Source organism: Streptomyces sp. CLV115, assembly GCF_038448545.1.
Lineage (GTDB): Bacteria > Actinomycetota > Actinomycetes > Streptomycetales > Streptomycetaceae > Streptomyces > Streptomyces sanglieri.
Genome location: NZ_JBCEWQ010000048.1, coordinates 30,615 through 52,183, shown reverse-complemented (window position 1 = coordinate 52,183; position 21,569 = coordinate 30,615). Strand labels below are relative to the sequence as shown.

Below are 21,569 nucleotides of genomic sequence, written 5' to 3'. Positions count from 1 at the left end.
GGGGGAAGGGGCGGACCGGCGGCCGGGGGAAGCCGGGCCGGTGGCGGTGGCCGGGCGCGTTCCTCGCGTCGGCGGCCGCGCCGGGTCTCGGTCTGATGGTGCTGCTGCGGAGTGTGGACGCCTTCGGCTCCTCCTCCCACAACGCCGCGCTGCCGGTCCACTCCGCCGCGCTCGACGCGGATCACCCCGCCGTGTTCGTCAGCGCGTTCTGGTGTCTGTGGGCGCTGGGGAACGTCGCCGCGCAGCAGGTGATCCAGCGGTACGTCAAACGCACCGGGCGGACGGTGGGGGCGCCGGGCTTCGGGTACGGCACCTGTCTGATGTCCGGGGCGTTCATCCTGGCGTTCGCCGGGTTCCCCTGGGCGGCGACCGCCGTGATCGCGCTGGCGGCGGGGGCGGCCGACGGGCTCACGGAGGTCTCGTACACCTCTCATCTGCAGACGCTCCCGGCCGAGCTGCGCGCCCATGCCTTCGGGCTCTCGGCAACGCTGGAGAACCTCGGGTTCGGCGTCGGCATGATCCTGGTCGCCGCGGCCCTCGACAGGTACAGCCCGCTGGCCGTCGTGGGCTGGTCGCACGGGGCGGCCGTCGTGGTCGCCGTGGTGTTCCTGATCAGGGTGTCCGGGGCGCGCGGGCGGGCCGCCGTACCCGCTCCCCGCTCCGGCGCCGACCACGTCGGGCCAAAACGGTGAGGATTCCCGTACGGCATTATTCAGCCAATCTCGGAGGGACGGGAGAGGGGCCGGGCGCCCGCCGTGCCGTCCCGCACGCTCCCGGTGCCGGCCCCGGCACGCCCCCGCCCGCCCGGGGGGCCGCCGTCGCGGCGGCGGGTCCGGCACCGCCGCTTTCACGCAGCGGGCCGCGCCGCGGACTTGCGCCGTACCGGCCCGCTTTGGTGGGTTGTCGGACGTTCCTGAACCACTCGGCCGTGCCGGCCCCGGGATACCCGCCCCGAGGACCGGCGGACAGTCGCGGGCCCCGGGCGGTCCCACCGGATCGCCCGGGTGGCCCGGGACCGGCAGCCACACCGTGCCGCACACCGCCCGCACCGCGTGCGGCGGTCCGGCGCGGGCTCCTCCACCCTCAACGTCGAACACCGGAAAGGCGGACGCCCGATGTCGCCGCTTCCCCACCGCAGCCACACCGACGACCTGCTGTCCTTCATCAGCACCAGCCCCTCCCCGTACCACGCGGTGGCCAGTGCCGCCCAGCGCCTGGAGAAGGCCGGATTCCGTGAACTGCGGGACACGGACGACTGGACGGGCACGACCGGCGGCAGCTTCGTCGCCCGAAGTGGTGCGCTGATCGCCTGGTACGTCCCCGAGGGGGCCCCGGCACACACCCCCTTCCGGATCATCGGCGCCCACACCGATTCCCCGAACCTGCGGGTCAAACCCGCTCCCGACACCTCGTCGGCGGGCTGGCGGCAGATCGGTGTGGAGATCTACGGCGGCGTTCCGCTGAACACCTGGCTCGACCGCGACCTGGGCGTCTCCGGGCGGCTCGCGGTGCGCGCGCCGGGCGGCGCGGTCTCGTCGCGGCTGGTCCAGATCGACGAACCGCTGTTCCGGGTACCCCAGTTGGCCATCCATCTGGACCGTACGGTCAACGAGGCGCTGACGCTCGACCGGCAGCTCCACCTCGCCCCGGTCTGGGCGCTCGGCCCCCGTGCCGACGGGGCGCTGCTGCGCCGGGTCACGGCGGCCGCCGAGGTGGAGCCGGACGAGGTGCTGGGCTGGGACCTGATGCTGCACGACGTCCAGCCGCCCGGGTATCTGGGCGCGGACCGGGAGTTCGTGGTGTCGGCGCGGCTGGACAACCTGGTCTCGGTGCACGCGGGGGTCACGGCCCTGACGGGTGCGGCGACCGCGGCCGACGAGCCGGCGTACATCCCGGTGCTGGCCGCCTTCGACCACGAGGAGGTCGGCAGCGGTTCGGCTACGGGTGCGCAGGGGCCGCTGCTGGAGCGGGTCCTGAGCCGCTCGGTCACGGCACGCCGCGGCGCCCCGGAGGACTGGTCGCGCGCGCTGGCCGGGGCCTTCTGCGTCTCCGCCGACATGGCCCACGCGGTGCACCCCAACTACGCGGAGCGGCACGATCCGGACCACCGTCCGCTGCCCAACGGTGGCCCCACGCTCAAGGTCAACGTCAATCAGCGGTACGCCACCGACAGCACCGGAATGGCGGTGTTCGCGTCGGCGTGCGAGCGGGCGGGCGTGCCGTGGCAGCCGTTCGTCTCCAACAACGCGATGCCGTGCGGTACGTCGATCGGCCCGCTCACCGCGGCCCGGCTGGGTGTGGAGACGGTCGACGTGGGGGTGCCGGGGCTGTCCATGCACTCGGCGCGCGAGCTGTGCGGGGTGGACGACCCCGGCCATCTGGCCGCCGCGCTCGGCGCGTTCGTGGCCTCCGGCTGACCGGCCGGCGCCGAACGGCCCGGGAGGTGTGGGGCGGCCGGGGCCGCCCCACACCTGCGAGCATCGCTACACGAACCGCTGCTGTGCGCTGCCGTCGCAGCTCTGGAGCTTCAGCGGGTCCTTCGCCGCCGCCAGCGTCAGGCACAGGCCGGTCGCGGCGGCCGGGCGCAAGGTGCCCGACTGCTTCACGAACTGCTGGTTGGCCGCGCCCGAGCAGTTGTACAGGATGGCCGTGGCGCCGGCCCTGTAGTCGGCGCCCGGCACGTCCAGGCACCGGTCGTGGCTCAGCTCGGTACGCAGGGTCTTCGTACCGGAGTCGTACCACCAGCCCTGGTTGCGGCCGCCGTGGCAGTCCCAGCCGCCGATCTTCGTGTCATTGCGGGTCACCGAGCCGGGGGCGTCCACACAGGTGCCCGTCGCCTCGTTCTTCAGGGGCTTGAACGAGTCGTCCCACGCCCCGGACTGCAGAACCGGCTTCCCGGTGCTCGCCGGGTCGGCGCAGCTCGCCTCGCGCAGGTTCGAGTTGTAGATCTGGGTCAGGCAGGACGCGAAGGCGCCGTGGCCGCTCGCGTTCGGGTGGAAGGACTGCCGCAGGGAGTTGGAGTCCGGCGGGAAGTGTCCGAGGTCGATGTAGAGACCGCGGGCCCAGGTGGACTCGCTGCACACCTCGTGGCCGTGGAAGAGCCGGGAGTTGTCGAGGTAGACGGCTCCGGTGTCCGCGGCGGCCCTGCGCATGCCGCGCTCGAAGGCGGGGACGGCCACGTTGCGGCCCCAGGCGGCGTCCGAGTCGTACCCGGCGCAGCCGCCGGGAAGCTTCCCGGGGAAGTTCGGGTTGTCGTAGAAGTCCGGGCCGATGGGGCTCGGATAGCCCATGACCACGAGTTTGTAGTCGCCCGCGCCGTACCCGGCACCGGACATGACGGACTTCAGGTCGCGCACCGTCTTCTCGACCTTGGGGACGAGTCCGTCGACGCGCGCCTGCCAGCCGCCGTCGTACTTGGGCTCACAGGTGCCCTGGGAGAGTACCCAGCGCGTGACGCAGTCCGTCATGACCGGACCGAACTGGAGGTCGTCGTTGGCACCCGCCACCAGCACGATCATCTTGATGCGGGTGTTGCGGGCCTTGATGGCGAGGTTGTCGCTCTGCACCAGTTCGTCGGAGTACTGCTTGGATCCGCCGATCACGATGTTGCCGGTGTACGCGCCGGAGCAGGAGACGTTGTACGTGACGTCCGCCGGGATGCCGGTGCGGTGGATGGCGGAGTCGGGCGAGCGGTGGCACCAGTTGTCGGGGCCGTTGGTGCCGGCCTCGTACGTGCCGACGCCCTCGCCGGAGATCTCGCTGTCGCCGAGCGAGATCAGCCCGGTCTTGCGGTCGGCGAGCGGCCGCTCGGCCGGGTCGCCGTACAGCTTGGTGGCCTCCGCCGCGCGGATGGCCTCCAGTTCCGGCGACAGGGGGGTGGATGCGGTAGTGCTGGTACCGGACCGGTCCGTCGCGCCGGCCGGTCCGGCGGCCACGGTCATGCCGCCGATCGCCGCCGCCATGGCCGCGGCGGCCGCGACCGTACAGCGAAGTCTGTGCCTGGTGCGCCTCATTGCGCCTCCCCGGGTTGTTGTTACCCCCGGTATTTACTGGTCGGTAGGCGACTTGGGAATAGACAGAACAAGACAAGTGCTCAACTTTTTCAGGAGGTTGAACGAGATGGACGAGTCCCGGACCGGCAGCAGGTCCCCCGTGAACGGTGGAGATTTCCGTATCGAGCACGATTCGATGGGCGAGGTGAGGGTGCCCGCGAAGGCCAAGTGGCGGGCCCAGACGCAGCGCGCGGTGGAGAACTTCCCGGTCTCCGGCCAGCGCCTGGAGCGGTCCCACATCGAGGCCCTGGCCCGGATCAAGGCGGCCGCGGCCAAGGTGAACGCAGAGCTGAAGGTGCTCGACCCGGACATCGCCGCGGCCATCCAGGAGGCCGCCGCCGAGGTGGCCGACGGCCGCTGGGACGACCAGTTCCCGGTGGACGTCTTCCAGACCGGGTCGGGCACCTCGTCCAACATGAACACCAATGAGGTGCTGGCCACCCTCGCCACCGAACGGCTGGGCCGCGAGGTCCATCCGAACGACCATGTCAACGCCTCGCAGTCCTCCAACGACGTCTTCCCGTCCTCCATCCACATCGCCGCGACGGCCGCCGTCACCGGCGATCTGATCCCGGCGCTGGACCGGCTGGCGACCGCCCTGGAGCGCAAGTCCGCCGAGTTCGCGACGGTGGTGAAGTCGGGGCGCACGCATCTGATGGACGCCACGCCCGTCACCCTCGGCCAGGAGTTCGGCGGCTACGCGGCACAGATCAGGTACGGCATCGAACGGCTGCGCGCCTCACTCCCCCGCCTCGCCGAGCTCCCCCTGGGCGGCACGGCCGTCGGAACCGGCATCAACACGCCGCCCGGCTTCTCCGCCGCCGTCATCGCCGAGGTCGCCTCCGCCACCGGGCTGCCGCTGGCGGAGGCCCGCGACCACTTCGAGGCGCAGGGCGCGCGGGACGGACTGGTGGAGACCTCGGGCCAGCTCCGTACCATCGCCGTCTCGCTCACCAAGATCTCCAACGACCTGCGCTGGATGGCGTCCGGCCCGCGCACCGGCCTCGCCGAGATCAACCTCCCCGACCTCCAGCCGGGCTCGTCGATCATGCCCGGAAAGGTGAATCCGGTCGTCCCCGAGGCCGTGCTGATGGTCGCCGCCCAGGTGACGGGCAACGACACGACGGTCGCCACGGCGGGCGCGGCGGGCAACTTCGAGCTGAACGTGATGCTTCCGGTCATCGCGAAGAACCTGCTGGAGTCGGTCCGGCTGCTGGCCAACGTCTCCCGCCTGCTCGCGGACCGCACGGTCGACGGGATCACGGCCAACGCCGAACGGGCCAGGGAGTACGCCGAGTCCTCGCCGTCCGTCGTCACCCCGCTGAACAAGTACATCGGCTACGAGGAGGCCGCGAAGGTCGCCAAGAAGTCCCTCGCGGAACGCCGGACCATCCGCGAGGTGGTACTGGACTCGGGATACGTCGAACGGGGCGACCTCACCGTGGAACAGCTCGACGAAGCACTCGACGTACTGCGCATGACCCGCCCCTGACCTGCCCCGCGGTCCTGGGGCCTCCGGTACGCGGGACCGGAGGCCCTAAGATCCGTCCATGGCAGGTACCGGAGACATCGAGCACTGGGCGCCGGGCGATCAGATCCTGTGGCGCTACCGCCGCAACGGCACGCCCACCGGGGCCGGGGCGCCCGGGGGCGGGCCGGATCCGTTCCACATCTGTCGTCCCGTCACCGTCGTCCAGGACACCGCCGAACTGCTCGCGGTGTGGGTGGCGCCCGGCACCGAGTGTGTGAAGCCGGTGCTGACGGGCGGCCGGGACGTGCATGCCGAGCCGCTCGCCACCCGCTACACCGCCCCGCGCACCACCGCCCGCTCCACCTGGCTGGGAAACGGTGTGCTGAAGCTCGCCCGGCCCGGTGAGCCGTGGTCGGTCTGGCTGTTCTGGGAGCCGGACTGGCAGTTCCACAACTGGTACGTGAATCTGGAGGAACCGCACACCCGCTGGCAGGGCGGCGTCGACTCCGAGGATCACTTTCTCGACATCTCCGTGTACCCGGACCGCAGCTGGGTCTGGCGCGACGAGGACGAGTTCGCCATGGCGCAGCGGGCCGGTCTGATGACCCCAAAGACCGCTCGGCGGGTGCGGGAGGCGGGCCGGGCGGCCGTCGGGCTGATCGAGGAGTGGGGCGCTCCGTTCCGGGACGGCTGGGAGAACTGGCGGCCCGATCCACAATGGCGAGTTCCCGCGCTTCCGGATGACTGGGACCGCACCCCCTCGTATACGCCGTCGTGAGACCCTTGATGCACCCCAGGGGGACAAACGTAGGATCGTCCTCCGGAGTGCCGCGCCGCCCCAACCGGGAGGCTCGGCACCCGACCTGACCACAAGTCATCGCACGAGCACCGCGCACTGCATGAGCTGTACGAGCCACATCAGTCGTATGAATCGTATGAACCACTACGAGGGGGTGGAGACGTGCTCGCTGTTGCCCGCCCCGTCGCCGGAAACGTTGTCACCGGCCAACCCCACAGGCATCCGGTTTCAGCCCCTCGTTCCGGGGCATCCGGTGACAGCCGTTGTTATCGCCGCTCTTGCCGGGGCACAGTAACGCCCCACGAGGTGATTGCCTCATACAACCGGCCCGGACGGACGGAACCCCACGCGTGACGGAGCACCCCACCTCCCACGAAGGCCGGCAGCCTCTCGCCGCCCGGTCGCAGGAACGCACCCGGCCGCGGCAGCAGGACGCCGCGCCGGCTGTTTCCCCTGCCACCGCCGCGATCCCCGGCCCTGCCGCGGCTCCGGGGCCGGCAGCCGGTCCCGCAGGACTCGACCCACAGGCCGCGGCCCGTCGCGAGGGCGACCGGCTGCGTTTCGTCGGGGCCGCCACCCGGCGGATCGCCCGCGGCATAGACCTGGACGAGATCGTGCTGGGCCTGTGCCGGGCCAGTGTGCCGACGTTCTCCGACGCCATACTGGTCTACCTCCGCGACCCGCTCCCGGTCGGTGACGAGCGGCCGGTCTCCCCCTTCGTGCTGCGGCTGCGCCGGTCCGACCGGCTGCGGCTGAGCGAGGAGGAGACGGACAGCTCGTCGGAGACCGAGCGGCTGCGGCTGCCCGTCATCGATCCGCACGGCGATCTGACGCCCGCGGCCGAGCTGTGCGAGGTCCGCTCCGGCGGCGCGCTGGCCGAGGTGCTGCGCGGGGTGCGGCCGGTCTTCGGGGACTCCGCGGCGGCCCGCGCCGCGCTGCCCGAGCTGCTCGGCGCCGGCCGGACCGTCCCCACCGGACACCGCGCGATCCTCGCCCCGCTGCGCGGACGGCGGCGGGTGATCGGCGCCGCCGTCTTCCTGCGCGGGACGGAGCGGCCGCCGTTCGAGTCCAACGACCTGCTGGTCGCGGCCCAGCTGGCGACGCACACCGCGCTCGGCATCGACAAGGCCGTGCTGTACGGGCGCGAGGCGTACATCGCCGACGAGCTCCAGCGCACCATGCTGCCCGACTCGCTGCCGCAGCCGACCGGTGTCCGGCTCGCCTCCCGCTATCTGCCGGCCGCCGAGACGGCCCGGGTCGGCGGCGACTGGTACGACGCGATCCCGCTGCCCGGCAGCCGGGTCGCCCTGGTCGTCGGCGACGTCATGGGCCACTCCATGACCTCCGCGGCGATCATGGGCCAGCTGCGCACCACGGCGCAGACCCTGGCCCAGCTCGACCTGCCGCCGCAGGAGGTGCTGCACCACCTCGACGAGCAGGCCCAGCGGCTCGGCAGCGACCGCATGGCGACCTGCCTGTACGCGGTCTACGACCCGGTCGCGCACCGGATCACCATCGCCAACGCCGGGCATCCGCCGCCCGTCCTTCTCCATCTGGGCGGCCGCGCCGAGGTGCTGCGGGTGCCGCCCGGAGCCCCGATCGGGGTCGGCGGGGTGGACTTCGAGGCCGTCGAGCTGGACGCGCCCGCGGGAGCCACGCTGCTGCTGTACACCGACGGCCTGGTCGAATCCCGGCTCCGGGACGTGTGGACCGGGATCGAGCAGCTGCGCGAACGGCTCGCCGCCACCGCCCGGCTGACCGGCCCGGACCACTCGCCGCCACTGGAAGCGCTCTGCGACGACGTGCTGGACATGCTCGGTCCCGGCGACCGCGACGACGACATCGCGCTGCTCGCCGCCCGGTTCGACGGGATCGCGCCGAGCGATGTCGCGTACTGGCACCTGGAACCGGAGGAGACCGCGCCGGGCCGGGCCCGCAGGCTGGCCCGCAGAGCGCTCAGCCGCTGGGGGCTCGACGATCTCTCCGACTCGGTCGAGCTGCTGGTCAGCGAGGTGGTGACCAATGCGGTGCGTTACGCGGAGCGTCCGGTGACGCTGCGGCTGCTGCGCACCGACATCCTGCGCTGCGAGGTCGGCGACGACTCCCCGCAGCTGCCCCGGCAGCGCCGGGCCCGTGACATGGACGAGGGCGGGCGTGGCCTGTTCCTGGTGAACCGGCTGGCCAGGCGGTGGGGGGCGACGCGCCTTTCGACCGGCAAGGTGGTCTGGTTCGAGATGCCGTCCAGGGGCCAGTAGCCGGGCCGGCGAAAGGCGCGGCGAGAGGGTACGGAACGGGCGCGGGGCAGAGCCCTGTACGCACGGTAGCGAAATGTTGCCGACCTCCTGTCGGCGGGTTTGACTTCAGTCGTGAACGAGACGGCCTGACCGAAAACCCCCACCGACGGGAGGACGCTCGTGTCCGAGGAATCGAAGACCAAGAACACCCCGTACACCACGAACAACGCCGGAATCCCGGTGGAGAGCGACGAACATTCGCTCACTGTCGGAGCCGACGGACCGATCCTGCTCCAGGACCACTACCTCATTGAGAAGATGGCCCAGTTCAACCGTGAACGGGTCCCCGAACGAGTGGTTCACGCCAAGGGATCCGGCGCGTACGGCACCTTCAAGGTGACCAATGACGTCAGTCAGTTCACCAAGGCCGACCTGTTCCAGCCGGGAAAGCAGACCGCCATGCTGGCCCGCTTCTCCACCGTCGCCGGTGAGCAGGGCTCCCCCGACACCTGGCGGGACCCCCGCGGATTCGCCCTGAAGTTCTACACCGAGCACGGCAACTACGACATGGTCGGCAACAACACGCCGGTCTTCTTCGTGCGTGACCCGATGAAGTTCCAGGACTTCATCCGCTCGCAGAAGCGGCGCCCGGACAGCGCGGTGCGCGACCACGACATGCAGTGGGACTTCTGGACCCTGTCCCCCGAGTCCGCGCACATGGTGACGTGGCTGATGGGCGACCGGGGCATCCCGAAGACGTACCGCCACATGAACGGCTACAGCTCGCACACCTATATGTGGGTGAACGCGGGCGGCGAGCGGTTCTGGGTGAAGTACCGCTTCAAGACCGACCAGGGCATCGACTACTACACGCAGGACGAGGCCGACCGGATGGCCGGTGTGGACGGCGACGTCCACCGCCGCGACCTGTTCGAGGCGATCAGGCGCGGCGACCACCCGAGCTGGACGCTGTACGTCCAGATCATGCCGTTCGAGGACGCACCGGACTACCGGTTCAACCCGTTCGACCTGACGAAGGTGTGGCCGCACGGCGACTACCCGGAGATCGAGGTCGGCCGGATGACGCTGAACGAGAACCCGGAGGACTTCTTCGTCCACATCGAGCAGGCGTCCTTCGAGCCGTCGAACCTGGTGCCCGGCATCGGTCCGTCGCCCGACAAGATGCTGCTCGGCCGGCTCTTCTCGTACCCCGACACCCACCGGTACCGGATCGGCCCGAACTACGCGCAGCTGCCCCCGAACCGCCCGCGGTTCGGCCGCAACTCGTACGCGAAGGACGGGCCCATGCGGTACGAGCCGTCCCGTACCGGAGCGGTCTACGCGCCGAACTCGTACGGCGGTCCGGCCGCCGACACCGCGCGCTACGGCGACCCGGCGGGCTGGGCGACGGCCGGCGAGATGGTCCACGAGGCGTACAAGCTGCACAGCGAGGACGACGACTGGGGCCAGGCCGGCACGATGGTGCGCAAGGTCCTGGACGACGCGGCCCGCGACCGGCTGGTGTCGAACATTTCCGGCCATCTCCTCGACGGGGTGAGCGCCCCGGTCCTGGAGCGCGCGCTGCAGTACTGGCGCAACGTGGACAAGGACCTCGGCGACCGGATCGCCAAGAAGGTCAACGGCGGCTGACACCGCCGGCAGATACGGGAAAGGGCTCAGGGGCGGTGCCGGCCGGCACCGCCCCTGAGCCCTTGTGCACACCGCCCGCTCAGGCGCTCAGCGCGCGGGAGGGGCGTTGTCGGCGATGTTGTTCTCGTTGCCGTCCCCCGGCTTGCCGGGAACCCCGCCGCCCGGCGGCTCCGGGGACTGGCTCGTCGGCACGTCCGGCGACTGGGACGTCGACGGCACGTCCGGCGACTGGGAGGTCGACGGCACGTCGGGCGACCGGGTCGCGCTCTGCGAGGGCTTGTCCGGCGACTTGGACGGGGTGGTGTCGCTGCTCGCCGACTGCGAGGGGGTCGTCGACGGCGAGGACGGCACGGTGACCTCGCCGCGCTCGACGTCCTCCAGGTCGAACTGCGCGGTGGACCCGCCGCCCAGCGCGCCGAGGGTGTAGTCCGCCCAGATCTCCGCCGGGAAGCCGCCACCGTTGGCCCGGCCGGAGTTGGCGGTGCCGGTCAGGCTGACCTGGCCGCCGCCCTCCTTGGGCGATTCGCCGAAGAGCGCGACGACGGTGGTGAGCTCCGGGGTGTAGGCCGCGAACCAGGCCGACTTGTTGTTCTCCGACGTACCCGTCTTGCCGGCCGCCTCGTACGCCGAGGTGTTGGCCGCCCGGCCGGAGCCCGCGTCCACCACACCGGTCAGGACGGAGGTCACGGTGTCGGCGGACTTGCGGCTGATCACCTGGCTGCCGATGCCCTCGACCGGCTCGACCGTCCGCTCACGGTGCTTGGCCGACTTCACGATGAAGGGGGTGACCTTCTTGCCGTGGTTGTCGAGCGTGGCGTACGCGCCCGCCATGTCCCAGGTCGAGGCGTTCATGGTGCCGAGCGTGATGGCGGGGCGCTCGGGGAAGTTCTTGTCCGGTACGCCGAGAGCCAGGGCGGTCTTCTTCACCGCGGGCGGACCGACGTCGACGACCATCTGCGCGAAGGCCGAGTTGATCGACGCGTTCATCGCCTTCTGCACGGTGACGCTGCCGTAGCTCTGGTTGTCCTCGTTCTCCGGGGCGAACGGGGTGTCGCTGCCCACCACGGGCCGCTTGCTGGTGCCGTCGTAGCGGGTGTTGACGCCGATCAGGTCGCCGTTCTGGGTCTTCGACTCGTTCTCCAGCGCGGAGGCGAGCACCAGCGGCTTGAAGGTGGAGGCCGGCTGGTAGTCCCGGCGGGTGGCGTTGGAGAAGTAGTGCTGGGTGTAGCCCACCCCGCCGTACATCGCGACGACGGCTCCGGTCTTCGGGTCGACGGAGGTGGCGCCCGCCTGGACGGTCGCGTCGACCTTGTTGTTCTTGCGGTCCAGCTTGGACTCCAGCTGGCGGTCGACGGACTGCTCCAGCTGCTTCTGCCGCTTCTTGTCGATGTTGAGCGTGAAGGTCCAGCCGCCGGCCTGTCGCATCTCCGCGGTGATGCCCTGCTTCTCCAGCTCCTGGTTGGCCGCCTCGACGAGGTATCCGGTCTGGCCCTCCATGCCCTTGGCGGGCTTGGGCTTGTCCGGGTACGGGAAGGTGAGCTTGTCGCGCTCGGACTTGTCGAGCCAGTGCATCTCGACCATGTTGTCCAGCGTGTAGGCCCAGCGGTCCTTGACCAGCTTCTTGCCGGTTTCGCTTGCGGTCGCCCAGTCGTACTGGCTGGGGGCCTGGAGCACGGAGGCCAGGTAGGCGCCCTGGTTGACGCTGAGGTCCTTGGCGTCGACCCCGTAGTAGGCCTGTGCGGCGGCCTGGATGCCGCTCGCGCCCCGCCCGTAGTAGCTGGTGTTGATGTACCCGGCGAGGATGTAGTCCTTGCCCTTCTTGTTCTCGATCTTGAGCGAGATCACCAGCTCTTTGAGCTTCCGGCTGATCGTCGGGTCCTGCGTCAGGTAGTAGTTCTTGACGTACTGCTGGGTGATGGTCGAGCCACCCTGCTTGCCCTTGCCGCTGAGGGTGTTGATCAGGCCGCGCGCGGTGCCCTTCAGGTCGACGCCCTTGTCGTCGTAGAACGACTTGTTCTCGGCGGCGACGAAGGTGTGCTGCACCTCCTTGGGCACCTCTGCCAGATCCACGATCTGGCGGTTGACCCCCTGGCCGGTCCGGGTCAGCAGTGTCCCGTCGCTGTACTGGTAGACGTTGCTCTGCCGCTCGGCCAGGGCGTTGGCCTTCGGGATGTCCACGTACATGTAGAGCGCGACGAAGGCGCCCATGATCAGCAGGCAGAGTCCGAAGAAGGCGCCCAGCATCTTCTTCCAGGTGAAGAGTCTGCGTATGCCGCCGCTCTTCGCGGCCCGCCGCGCTCCGCGCCGCTGCGCTCGTCGCGCATCCGCTCGACCCATCGCTGTGTTGCTCCCGTTTCTCTGCTCGACCAGACAGCTCAGCCCAGCCAGCTAACACCTTCGGCAAGGACAAAAAGCGAGCGTTGCGGTCTTTTACGGACGTGACAATCAGCACCCGCTCTCAAGGGAACCGACTCATGAAGGGTGCCCAAGGTTGCGAACACAGGTAATGTGTAATCACATTGATAGCACCGAGTCAGTCTTTCGAAACGGGGGATCCCATGTCCGACCATGACAATCCGCGCGCCGCGACCACCCTTGCCGCAGACCTCACGCCCGACGCACCACAGATGCCCGAACCGCAGGTGAGAGAGGTGACGGCGCACAGCATTCCCGGCGGTCTCGGCCTGCTGCTGACCGTGGTCGGCGTGATCGCCGGCATCGGCCTCGCGATCATCGGGGGCGTCGTCGGCTCGAACGGCAACAACGGACTGGGTATCCCGGTCTGCATCTTCGGGGTGCTGCTCGTCATCGTCTCGTTCTTCTGCATGACGGGTGTGAAGATGGTCGCACCGGGCGAGGCCCGGGTGATCCAGCTCTTCGGCCGGTACGTCGGCACGATCCGCACCGACGGGCTCCGCTGGATCAACCCGCTCACCAGCAGCCGGAAGATCTCCACCCGGGTCCGCAACCACGAGACCGCGGTCCTCAAGGTCAACGACGCCTACGGCAACCCGATCGAGCTGGCCGCGATCGTGGTCTGGAAGGTCGAGGACACCGCGCAGGCGCTCTTCGAGGTCGACGACTTCCTGGAGTTCGTCGCCACCCAGACCGAGGCGGCCGTCCGGCACATCGCGATCGAGTACCCGTACGACGCCCACGACGAGGGCGGCCTCTCGCTGCGCGGCAACGCCGAGGAGATCACCGAGAAGCTGGCCGTGGAGCTCACCGCCCGGGTGCAGGCCGCCGGTGTGCGGATCATCGAGTCCCGCTTCAGCCACCTCGCGTACGCCCCCGAGATCGCCTCCGCGATGCTCCAGCGCCAGCAGGCCGGCGCGGTGGTCGCGGCCCGGCAGCAGATCGTCGAGGGCGCGGTCGGCATGGTCGAGATGGCGCTCACCCGGATCGCCGAGCAGGACATCGTCGAGCTCGACGCGGAGCGCAAGGCGTCCATGGTCAGCAATCTGATGGTGGTGCTGTGCGGTGACCGAGCGGCGCAGCCGGTCCTGAACACGGGCACTCTTTACCAGTGACCGAACAGACTCCGCCGGCCCGCAGGACCCCGCCGCAGCGCAAGCAGATGCTGCTGCGGCTGGATCCCGCGGTGCACGACGCGCTGGCCCGCTGGGCCTCCGACGAGCTGCGCAGCGCGAACGCCCAGATCGAGTTCCTGCTGCGCAGGGCGCTGGCGGAGGCGGGTCGCCTGCCCGGCTCGGCGGGTCCGATCCCCCGCCGGGGACGGCCCCCGAAGAACGCGCCGGGCCCGCCCGGCGCCTGAGGTCCAGGGTTGCGGAGGCCGGGGCTCCGGGGACGGAGCCCCGGTATACACCGCAGGTATACACGCCGTGTACAGTGCTCGGCATGTCAATCGGTCACACCCTGCTCGGACTCCTGGAGTCCGGCCCCCGCCACGGCTACGACCTCAAGCGCGCGTTCGACGAGAAGTTCGGCCACGACCGCCCGCTGCACTACGGACAGGTCTACTCGACCATGTCCCGGCTGCTCAAGAACGGCCTCGTCGAGGTCGACGGCGTCGAGAGCGGCGGCGGACCGGAGCGCAAGCGGTACGCCATCACCGAGGCCGGGATCACCGATGTCGGCGCCTGGCTCGCGCAGCCGGAGAAGCCCGAGCCGTACCTCCAGTCGACGCTCTACACCAAGGTCGTACTGGCCCTGCTCACCGGCCGCAGCGCCGAGGCCCTGCTGGACACCCAGCGCACCGAGCACCTGCGCCTGATGCGCATTCTCACCGACCGCAAGCGCAAGGGCGACCTCGCCGATCAGCTGATCTGCGACCACGCCCTCTTCCACCTCGAAGCCGATCTCCGCTGGCTGGAACTGACCGCCGCGCGGCTCGACCGGCTCGCCGCGGAGGTGGGCGCATGATCCCCGCCGGCTCCCTGCTCAGCGCCGACGGCCTGCACAAGGCGTACGGCCGGACGCCCGCGCTCGACGGCGCGTCCTTCTCCATCCACCCCGGCGAGGTCGTCGCCGTGATGGGCCCCTCCGGCTCCGGCAAGTCGACCCTGCTGCACTGCCTCGCCGGCATCGTCACCCCCGACCGGGGCACGATCACCTACGCGGGCCGCGAGCTCTCCGCGATGTCGGACGCCGAGCGCAGCGCCCTGCGCCGTACCGAGTTCGGCTTCGTCTTCCAGTTCGGCCAGCTCGTCCCGGAGCTGACCTGTGTGGAGAACGTCGCCCTGCCGATCCGGCTCAACGGCGCCAAGCGCAAGGACGCCGAGCGCACCGCCCGCCACTGGCTGGAGCGCCTGGAGGTCGAGGACGTCGGTGCCAAGCGTCCCGGCGAGGTCTCCGGCGGGCAGGGACAGCGCGTCGCCGTGGCCCGCGCGCTGGCCGCCTCGCCCAAGGTGATCTTCGCCGACGAGCCGACCGGCGCCCTGGACTCCCTCAACGGCGAACGGGTCATGGAGCTGCTGACCGAGGCGGCCCGGTCCACCAACGTCGCCGTGGTCCTGGTGACCCACGAGGCCCGGGTCGCCGCATACTCCGACCGTGACGTCACCGTGCGCGACGGCCGGACCCGCGACCTGGAGCACACCGCATGACCCTGCTCGACCGCAAGAAGGCGCCGGCCCCGGCCCCGCTCCGGCCCGCCGGACCCACCGGTCTCGCTGCCTGGTGCCGCGACCTCGGCCTCGGCATCCGGCTCGCCGCGGGCGGCGGACGCGAGGGCTGGATCCGCACCACGCTGACCGCCGTCGGCGTCGGCCTCGGGGTGGCGCTGCTGCTGACCGCCGCCTCCGTACCGCATCTGCTGGAGGAGCGTTCCGCGCGCGAACAGGCCCGTGTCGAGGGCCGCGTCCCCGGCGGGCCCGACGCACAGGCCAAGAAGTCCGACACCTCGGTGCTCCGGATCAGCAGGGAGACCGAGTACCGCGGCCGCGTCGTCGACGGCTATCTGATGCGCGCGGACGGTACGCACCCGGTCCTCCCGCCGGGCGTCGCGCGCTTCCCCGGCGCGGACGAGATGACGGTCTCCCCCGCGCTGAAGAAGCTGCTGGACTCCCCGGAGGGCCGCCTCCTCAAGGAGCGGGTGCCGTACCGGATCACCGGCACGATCGCCGACTCCGGCCTGGTCTCGCCCGGGGACCTGCTCTTCTACGCGGGCAGCGACACCCTGACGTCCGCCGAGGGCGGTCACCGGATCGCCGGCTACGGCAACCCGGAAGGCGGCAAGGAGATGCCGCCCATCCTGATCGTGCTGATCATCATGATCTGCGTGGTGCTGCTGGTGCCGGTCGCGATCTTCATCGCGACGGCGGTGCGGTTCGGCGGCGACCGTCGCGACCGCAGGCTCGCCGCGCTGCGCCTGGTCGGCACTGACACCCGGATGACCCGCCGGATCGCGGCGGGCGAGGCGCTGTTCGGGGCGATCCTCGGCCTGCTGATCGGTGGGGCGCTCTTCCTGGTGGGGCGTGGCTTCGTCGGTCACATCGAGATCTGGGACGTCAGCGTCTTCCCGTCCGACCTGGTGCCCTCCGCCGCGCTGACGGCGCTGGTCGCCCTCTCCGTCCCGGCGGCGGCGGTGCTGGTCACGCTGGCCGCCATGCGCTCGGTGGTGATCGAACCGCTCGGCGTCGTGCGGGGCGGCCGCAGCCGCAGGCGCCGGTTCTGGTGGCGGCTGCTGATGCCGGTCGCGGGCCTGGTGGTGCTCCTGCTGAGCGACAAGGTCGAGCCGTACGCCACGGTCAACCCGTACCCGATCGCGGGCGGTGCCGTGCTGGTCCTGGTCGGGCTCGCGCTGCTGCTGCCGTGGCTGGTCGAGGCGTGCGTCAACCGGCTGCACGGCGGTCCGGTGCCCTGGCAGCTGGCCACCCGCAGGCTCCAGCTGAGCAGCAGCGCTGCCTCCCGCGCGGTCAGCGGAATCACCGTCGCGGTCGCGGGCGCGGTGGCGCTGCAGATGCTGTTCGCCGCGGTGGGCGACGAGTTCAACCGGCTGACCGGGCAGGACCCCTCGCGGGCCCAGTTCTACACGTTCTCCGAGAAGGTCGACCCGGATGCGGCCACCCGGAGCATCAAGGAGTTCAAGGCCACCAAGGGAGTGACGGCCGTCATCGGCAAGGTCGAGGTGTACGTCACCCGGCCCGGCAAGTACACCGAGGACGAGGTCCAGCCGACCACCAGCCTCATCGTCGGCGACTGCGGAACCCTGCGCGAACTGGCCCGGATCGACTCCTGCACCGACGGCGACACCTTTGTGGTCCACCCCAGGAACGACAAGGAGTTGTCCCGCTGGGTGGACAAGACGGCACGCAAGGGCAAGGAGGTCGAGATCGACCCGGGCGCCGGCCGGAAGCCGATGCGGTGGACGCTGCCCGCCGACTCCCGGACGGTCGTCGCCCGCCACGATCCGCTGGGCGAGGACTCCTGGGGAATCATGGCCACCACCGGCGCGGTCGACCCGAGCAAGCTGCCGGGCGCGATGACCCAGACGCAGATCCGGGTCGACGAGAGCGTCACGGACGTCGCGGAGTACGTACGGAACACCGCGGCCCGGATCGATCCCGGGATGCGGGTGGCGACCCTCAAGTCGGTGGCCCGTGACGAGAAGTACGCCAGCGTGCAGCGCGGCCTCCAGGTCGGCGCGACGGCGACGCTGCTGCTGATCGCCGCCGCGATGCTGGTCTCGCAGCTGGAGCAGCTGCGCGAACGCAAGCGCCTGCTGTCGGTGCTGGTCGCCTTCGGCACCCGGCGCTCCACCCTCGCCTGGTCGGTGCTCTGGCAGACCGCCGTACCGGTGGTCATCGGGCTGGTGGTGGCCGTGGCGGGCGGACTCGGTCTGGGTGCGGCACTGATCGCCATGCTCGACAAGGAGGTCACCGACTGGTGGCTGTTCCTGCCGATGACCGGCGCGGGCGCGGCACTGATCCTGCTGGTCACCCTGGTGTCGCTGCCACCGCTGTGGCGCATGATGCGCCCGGACGGCCTGCGCACGGAGTGACGGAGCGAGGGGGCGAGGGGGTGCGGTCCTGCGGGAGCGCACCCCCTCAGTCGTTCTGCCGGCCGTCCGCCACCCGTACCGGCAGCACCCGCATCGCCTCCCGCAGCGCCGCCGCGAACTCCTCGAACTCCTCGTGCCGCGCCGCCCCGGTCCGCATCCCCAGCGCCACCCGCCTCGACGGGGCCGGCTCCGCGAAGTACCCGGTGGCCAGCGCCTCGTTGCGGCCGGTCTCCACCGTCACCGCGGTGCGCGGCAGCAGCGTCACGCCGAGCCCGCCGGCGACGAGCTGAACCAGGGTGGAGAGCCCGGCCGCGGTCGTGGTGACCGGCGCGCCCTCCGTGCGTCCCGCCTCCCGGCAGATGTCCAGGGCCTGGTCGCGCAGGCAGTGCCCCTCGTCGAGCAGCAGCAGCGGCAGCTCGCGCAGCGCCTCGCGCGGGATGTCGGCGCGCCCGCCCAGCCAGTGGTCCTGCTCCATCACCAGCACGAAGTCCTCGTCGAAGAGCGGGAGTTCGGTGACCCCCGGCACGCCGAGCGGCACGGCGAGCAGCAGCAGGTCCAGCCGCCCCGCGGCCAGCCCCTCCAGCAGTGAGGAGGTCTGCTCCTCGTGCACCTGGAGGTCGAGCTCCGGGTAGCGCTCGTGGACCAGCCGCAGCACCGTCGGCAGCAGATACGGGGCGACGGTCGGGATCACGCCGAGCCTGAGCACCCCGGTGAACGGCGCCCGGACCGCCTCGGCCTCCTCCATCAGCTCACCGACGGCCTCCAGCACCGCCCGCGCCCGCACCGCGAGCCGCTCCCCGGCCGGCGAGAGCAGCACCTTGCGCGTCGTACGCTCGATGAGCTGGACACCCAGTGCCTCCTCCAGCGCCGAGACGGCCCCGGACAGCGCCGGCTGACTCATCCCGATTGCTGCCGCGGCGTCCCTGAAGTGCAGATGTTCGGCGACGGCCACGAAGGCGCGAAGCTGCGACAAGCTGGGTTGTTTGGGCCGACCGCCCTGATTGCCCTGGGCCACTGATAGGCACCTCCGATCATCACGACCGAGTGTAGCTATTTCCGTGATCAATGCACTCTGTGCCAAGGTGGACTCCGTCCAACCCTCAGGAAATCCCCCAAAAGGGAATTCCAACGCTACAAGGAGAGCGCGTGCTCACTGTCGGTGACAAGTTCCCCGAGTTCGACCTGACTGCTTGTGTCTCGCTGGAGAGCGGCAAGGAGTTCGAGCAGATCAACCACAAGACCTACGAGGGCAAGTGGAAGATCGTCTTCGCGTGGCCGAAGGACTTCACCTTCGTGTGCCCCACCGAGATCGCCGCCTTCGGCAAGCTGAACGAAGAGTTCGCCGACCGTGACGCCCAGATCCTCGGCTTCTCCGGCGACTCCGAGTTCGTGCACCACGCCTGGCGCAAGGACCACCCGGACCTGACCGACCTGCCGTTCCCGATGATGGCCGACTCGAAGCACGAGCTCATGCGTGACCTCGGCATCGAGGGCGAGGACGGCTTCGCCCAGCGCGCCGTCTTCATCGTCGACCAGAACAACGAGATCCAGTTCACGATGGTGACCGCCGGTTCCGTGGGCCGTAACCCCAAGGAGGTCCTGCGGGTCCTGGACGCCCTGCAGACCGACGAGCTGTGCCCGTGCAACTGGACCAAGGGCGAGAACACCCTCGACCCGGTCGCGCTCCTCTCGGGCGAGTGAGCTGACAGCGACATGGCACTCGACGAACTGAAGGCCGCCGTTCCGGACTTCGCCAAGGACCTGAAGCTGAACCTCGGCTCGGTCATCGGCAACAGCGAGCTCCCGCAGCAGCAGCTGTGGGGCACCGTCCTGGCCTGCGCGATCGCCTCGCGCTCGCCGAAGGTGCTGCGCGAGCTGGAGCCGGAGGCGAAGGCCAACCTCTCCGCGGAGGCGTACACCGCCGCGAAGTCGGCCGCCGCCATCATGGCGATGAACAACGTCTTCTACCGGACCCGGCACCTGCTGTCGGACCCCGAGTACGGGACGCTCCGCGCGGGTCTGCGGATGAACGTCATCGGCAAGCCCGGCGTGGAGAAGATCGACTTCGAGCTGTGGTCGCTCGCCGTCTCCGCGATCAACGGCTGCGGCCAGTGCCTGGACTCCCACGAGCAGGTGCTGCGCAAGGCCGGCGTGGACCGTGAGACCATTCAGGAAGCCGTCAAGATCGCCTCGGTGATCCAGGCGGTCGGCGTGACCCTCGATGCCGAGGCCGTGCTCGCCGAGTAGGACCAGCGGTACCCCCTGTACGAGAAGGGCCCCGTGGACGACCGACCGTCCCCGGGGCCCTTCTCCCTTTGCGCCCGTGGGCCTAGGAACTGCCCTTCGTACCGCCGCCGGCGCCGTCCTCGCCGTCGCCCCGGCCGCCGTCCTCGGGCGGTGAGCCCGGCGCGGGGGTCGGAGCGACATCGACCGCGGTCGCCCCGCGCGGGGACGGCGCGTATCTCAGCGCCTGTTCCTGCCCGTACGTCCGCAGATAGCCGACCACCGTGTTGGTGACCGCGACCAGCGGCACCGCGACGACCGCGCCGCCGATGCCCGCGATCATGCCGCCCGCGGCGACCGAGAGGACGACGGCGAGCGGATGCACCCGCACCGCGCGCCCCAGGATGAAGGGCTGGAGCACATGGCCCTCGATCTGCTGCACGGCCAGGACCACCGCCAGCACCATCAGGGCGGTGAACACCCCCTCGGTGACCAGCGCCACGACCACCGCCAGCGCCCCGGAGATCACGGCGCCGACCAGCGGGATGAAGGCGAAGAGGAAGATGAAGACGGCCAGCGGCACCGCCATCGGCACATCGAGGAAGAAGATCCCGAGCCCGATGAAGATCGCGTCGATCAGCGCCACTATGACGGTGCCCCGCACATAGGCGGTCAGCGTCCGCCAGGCGCGCGGACCGGCGCCCGCGACCCCCGGCCGGGCCTGGGCCGGCACCAGCTTCAGCACCCAGTGCCAGATGCGCCTTCCGTCGTACAGCAGGAAGAGCGTCGAGAACATCGCCAGCAGTATCCCGGTGAGGACCTCCACCATCACGGTGACGCCCTCCAGTCCCGCGGAGGTGATCTGCTCGGTGTTGGTGCCGATGGTGTCGCTGAGGTTCTTCGCGATGTCGTTGATCTGCTGCTCGGTGACATGGAAGGGGCTGTCGAGCAGCCAGTGCTTCAACTCCTCGATACCGTCCCGCACCTTGTCGGAGAGGGTGTCGATGTTGTCCATGACCTGCCAGACCACGAACCAGCCGACCAGGCCCATGATGACGAAGCCCAGGACCGCCGTGACGGCGGTGGCCAGGCCGCGCGGCAGCCCGTAGCCGCGCAGCCGGGCGACGGTCGGCTGGAGCATCGCGGTGACGAGCAGCGCGGCGACGAACGCCAGCACCACCAGCTGTACGGCGCTGATGACCCGCATCAGCACCCAGAGGGTGCCCGCCAGGACCAGCAGCCGCCAGCCCGCCTCGGCCGCGACGCGCATCCCCCAGGGAATCGCCGCGACCGGATCGGGCCGGGCGGCGACGGAGGGGGCGTACGAGGGCGGCGGCGGCACGTGTTCGGCCGCGGCACCGCGCTGCTCGCCCGCGTCGCGCACCGCCGGGGCCGGAACGTCCGCGGCGGGTGCGGGCACGTCCCCGGCCGACGAGGCGTCACCGGCCCCGGGCAGCCCGGTCCGCCCGGCGTTGTGCCCGGCGGCCTCGTCCCTGCGCTGCTCCAGCCGGTCGCCCAGCTCGGTCAGTTCGGCACCCAGCCGGCCGAGCCACCCCGGAAGTTTCGACATGATCGTTCCTCTTCCCCCAGTCTTCTCTCCCCACCGCTCCCCCACTGGACGGTTCGGACCGACCGTACACGCGCGGAGCCCCCCACCGTAGGACGGTGGGGGGCTCCG

General features: G+C 70.7%; 16 protein-coding genes and 1 pseudogene. 13 read left to right on the top strand and 4 right to left on the bottom strand.

Translation table 11 applies throughout. The features are described 5' to 3' along the window. Both AADR41_RS18575 and AADR41_RS18570 read left to right on the top strand, forming a co-directional pair. Positions 1-692, top strand: a pseudogene (locus AADR41_RS18575) (MFS transporter); the annotation flags it as partial. Positions 693-1,115: 423 nt separating this feature from the next. Then, positions 1,116-2,417, top strand: coding sequence for a M18 family aminopeptidase (locus tag AADR41_RS18570; protein WP_342282528.1), 1,302 nt, complete (start codon positions 1,116-1,118; stop codon positions 2,415-2,417). A gap of 66 nt (positions 2,418-2,483) precedes the next feature. Here the strand turns inward: AADR41_RS18570 and AADR41_RS18565 are convergent, their stop codons facing one another. Then, positions 2,484-4,013, bottom strand: coding sequence for a ricin-type beta-trefoil lectin domain protein (locus AADR41_RS18565; protein WP_342282527.1), 1,530 nt, complete (start codon positions 4,011-4,013; stop codon positions 2,484-2,486). A 106-nt stretch (positions 4,014-4,119) separates the two neighbouring features. On the opposite strand from AADR41_RS18565, the gene AADR41_RS18560 reads away from it, so the two are divergent. The 4 genes from AADR41_RS18560 (at position 4,120) to AADR41_RS18545 (ending at position 10,206) form a co-directional block, all read left to right on the top strand. Continuing rightward, positions 4,120-5,544, top strand: a complete 1,425-nt coding sequence (locus AADR41_RS18560) for a class II fumarate hydratase (RefSeq protein WP_342282526.1) — start codon at positions 4,120-4,122, stop codon at positions 5,542-5,544. A gap of 58 nt (positions 5,545-5,602) precedes the next feature. After that, entirely contained in the window at positions 5,603-6,301 is a 699-nt protein-coding gene (gene fomD, locus AADR41_RS18555; protein ID WP_342282525.1) for a cytidylyl-2-hydroxypropylphosphonate hydrolase, read from the top strand. Between the two features lie 371 nt (positions 6,302-6,672). Beyond that, a complete protein-coding gene (locus AADR41_RS18550; protein ID WP_342282524.1) occupies positions 6,673-8,577 on the top strand; it encodes an ATP-binding SpoIIE family protein phosphatase in 1,905 nt (634 codons plus the stop codon). A gap of 159 nt (positions 8,578-8,736) precedes the next feature. Continuing rightward, a complete protein-coding gene (locus AADR41_RS18545; protein WP_342282523.1) occupies positions 8,737-10,206 on the top strand; it encodes a catalase in 1,470 nt (489 codons plus the stop codon). 87 nt (positions 10,207-10,293) lie between these two features. On the opposite strand, the gene AADR41_RS18540 is transcribed toward AADR41_RS18545, so the two are convergent. Then, the gene (locus AADR41_RS18540; protein WP_342282522.1) at positions 10,294-12,543 is read right to left on the bottom strand and encodes a transglycosylase domain-containing protein; all 2,250 of its coding nucleotides are present in this window, start codon (positions 12,541-12,543) and stop codon (positions 10,294-10,296) included. 221 nt (positions 12,544-12,764) lie between these two features. Between AADR41_RS18540 and AADR41_RS18535 the strand changes: the two genes are divergently transcribed. The 5 genes from AADR41_RS18535 (at position 12,765) to AADR41_RS18515 (ending at position 17,668) form a co-directional block, all read left to right on the top strand. Beyond that, positions 12,765-13,736: an SPFH domain-containing protein gene (locus AADR41_RS18535; protein ID WP_124716642.1), complete on the top strand. Its 972-nt coding sequence runs from the start codon at positions 12,765-12,767 to the stop codon at positions 13,734-13,736. Then, positions 13,733-13,981 (top strand): hypothetical protein, encoded by a 249-nt coding sequence (locus tag AADR41_RS18530; protein ID WP_384755176.1) that lies wholly within the window; start codon positions 13,733-13,735, stop codon positions 13,979-13,981. The genes AADR41_RS18535 and AADR41_RS18530 overlap by 4 nt, the downstream gene beginning before the upstream one ends. Positions 13,982-14,064: 83 nt before the next feature. After that, on the top strand, positions 14,065-14,589 hold the full coding sequence (locus tag AADR41_RS18525; RefSeq protein WP_124716644.1) for a PadR family transcriptional regulator: 525 nt from the start codon (positions 14,065-14,067) through the stop codon (positions 14,587-14,589). Further along, positions 14,586-15,272 (top strand): ABC transporter ATP-binding protein, encoded by a 687-nt coding sequence (locus AADR41_RS18520; RefSeq protein ID WP_342282521.1) that lies wholly within the window; start codon positions 14,586-14,588, stop codon positions 15,270-15,272. The genes AADR41_RS18525 and AADR41_RS18520 overlap by 4 nt, the downstream gene beginning before the upstream one ends. Next, positions 15,269-17,668, top strand: a complete 2,400-nt coding sequence (locus tag AADR41_RS18515) for an FtsX-like permease family protein (protein WP_342282520.1) — start codon at positions 15,269-15,271, stop codon at positions 17,666-17,668. Before AADR41_RS18520 ends, AADR41_RS18515 begins: the two co-directional genes overlap by 4 nt. A gap of 46 nt (positions 17,669-17,714) precedes the next feature. On the opposite strand, the gene AADR41_RS18510 is transcribed toward AADR41_RS18515, so the two are convergent. Then, positions 17,715-18,683 (bottom strand): hydrogen peroxide-inducible genes activator, encoded by a 969-nt coding sequence (locus tag AADR41_RS18510; RefSeq protein WP_342282519.1) that lies wholly within the window; start codon positions 18,681-18,683, stop codon positions 17,715-17,717. A gap of 131 nt (positions 18,684-18,814) precedes the next feature. On the opposite strand from AADR41_RS18510, the gene AADR41_RS18505 reads away from it, so the two are divergent. Then, entirely contained in the window at positions 18,815-19,369 is a 555-nt protein-coding gene (locus AADR41_RS18505; protein WP_259934020.1) for a peroxiredoxin, read from the top strand. 12 nt (positions 19,370-19,381) lie between these two features. Beyond that, complete coding sequence (locus AADR41_RS18500) at positions 19,382-19,915, top strand: alkyl hydroperoxide reductase (protein ID WP_072483998.1); 534 nt, start codon at positions 19,382-19,384, stop codon at positions 19,913-19,915. Between the two features lie 82 nt (positions 19,916-19,997). Here AADR41_RS18500 and AADR41_RS18495 read toward each other — a convergent pair whose 3' ends face one another. Beyond that, positions 19,998-21,461 carry an AI-2E family transporter gene (locus AADR41_RS18495; RefSeq protein ID WP_342282518.1) on the bottom strand — a complete coding sequence of 488 codons (1,464 nt, stop codon included), beginning with the start codon at positions 21,459-21,461 and terminating at the stop codon, positions 19,998-20,000. Positions 21,462-21,569: the final 108 nt, after the last annotated feature.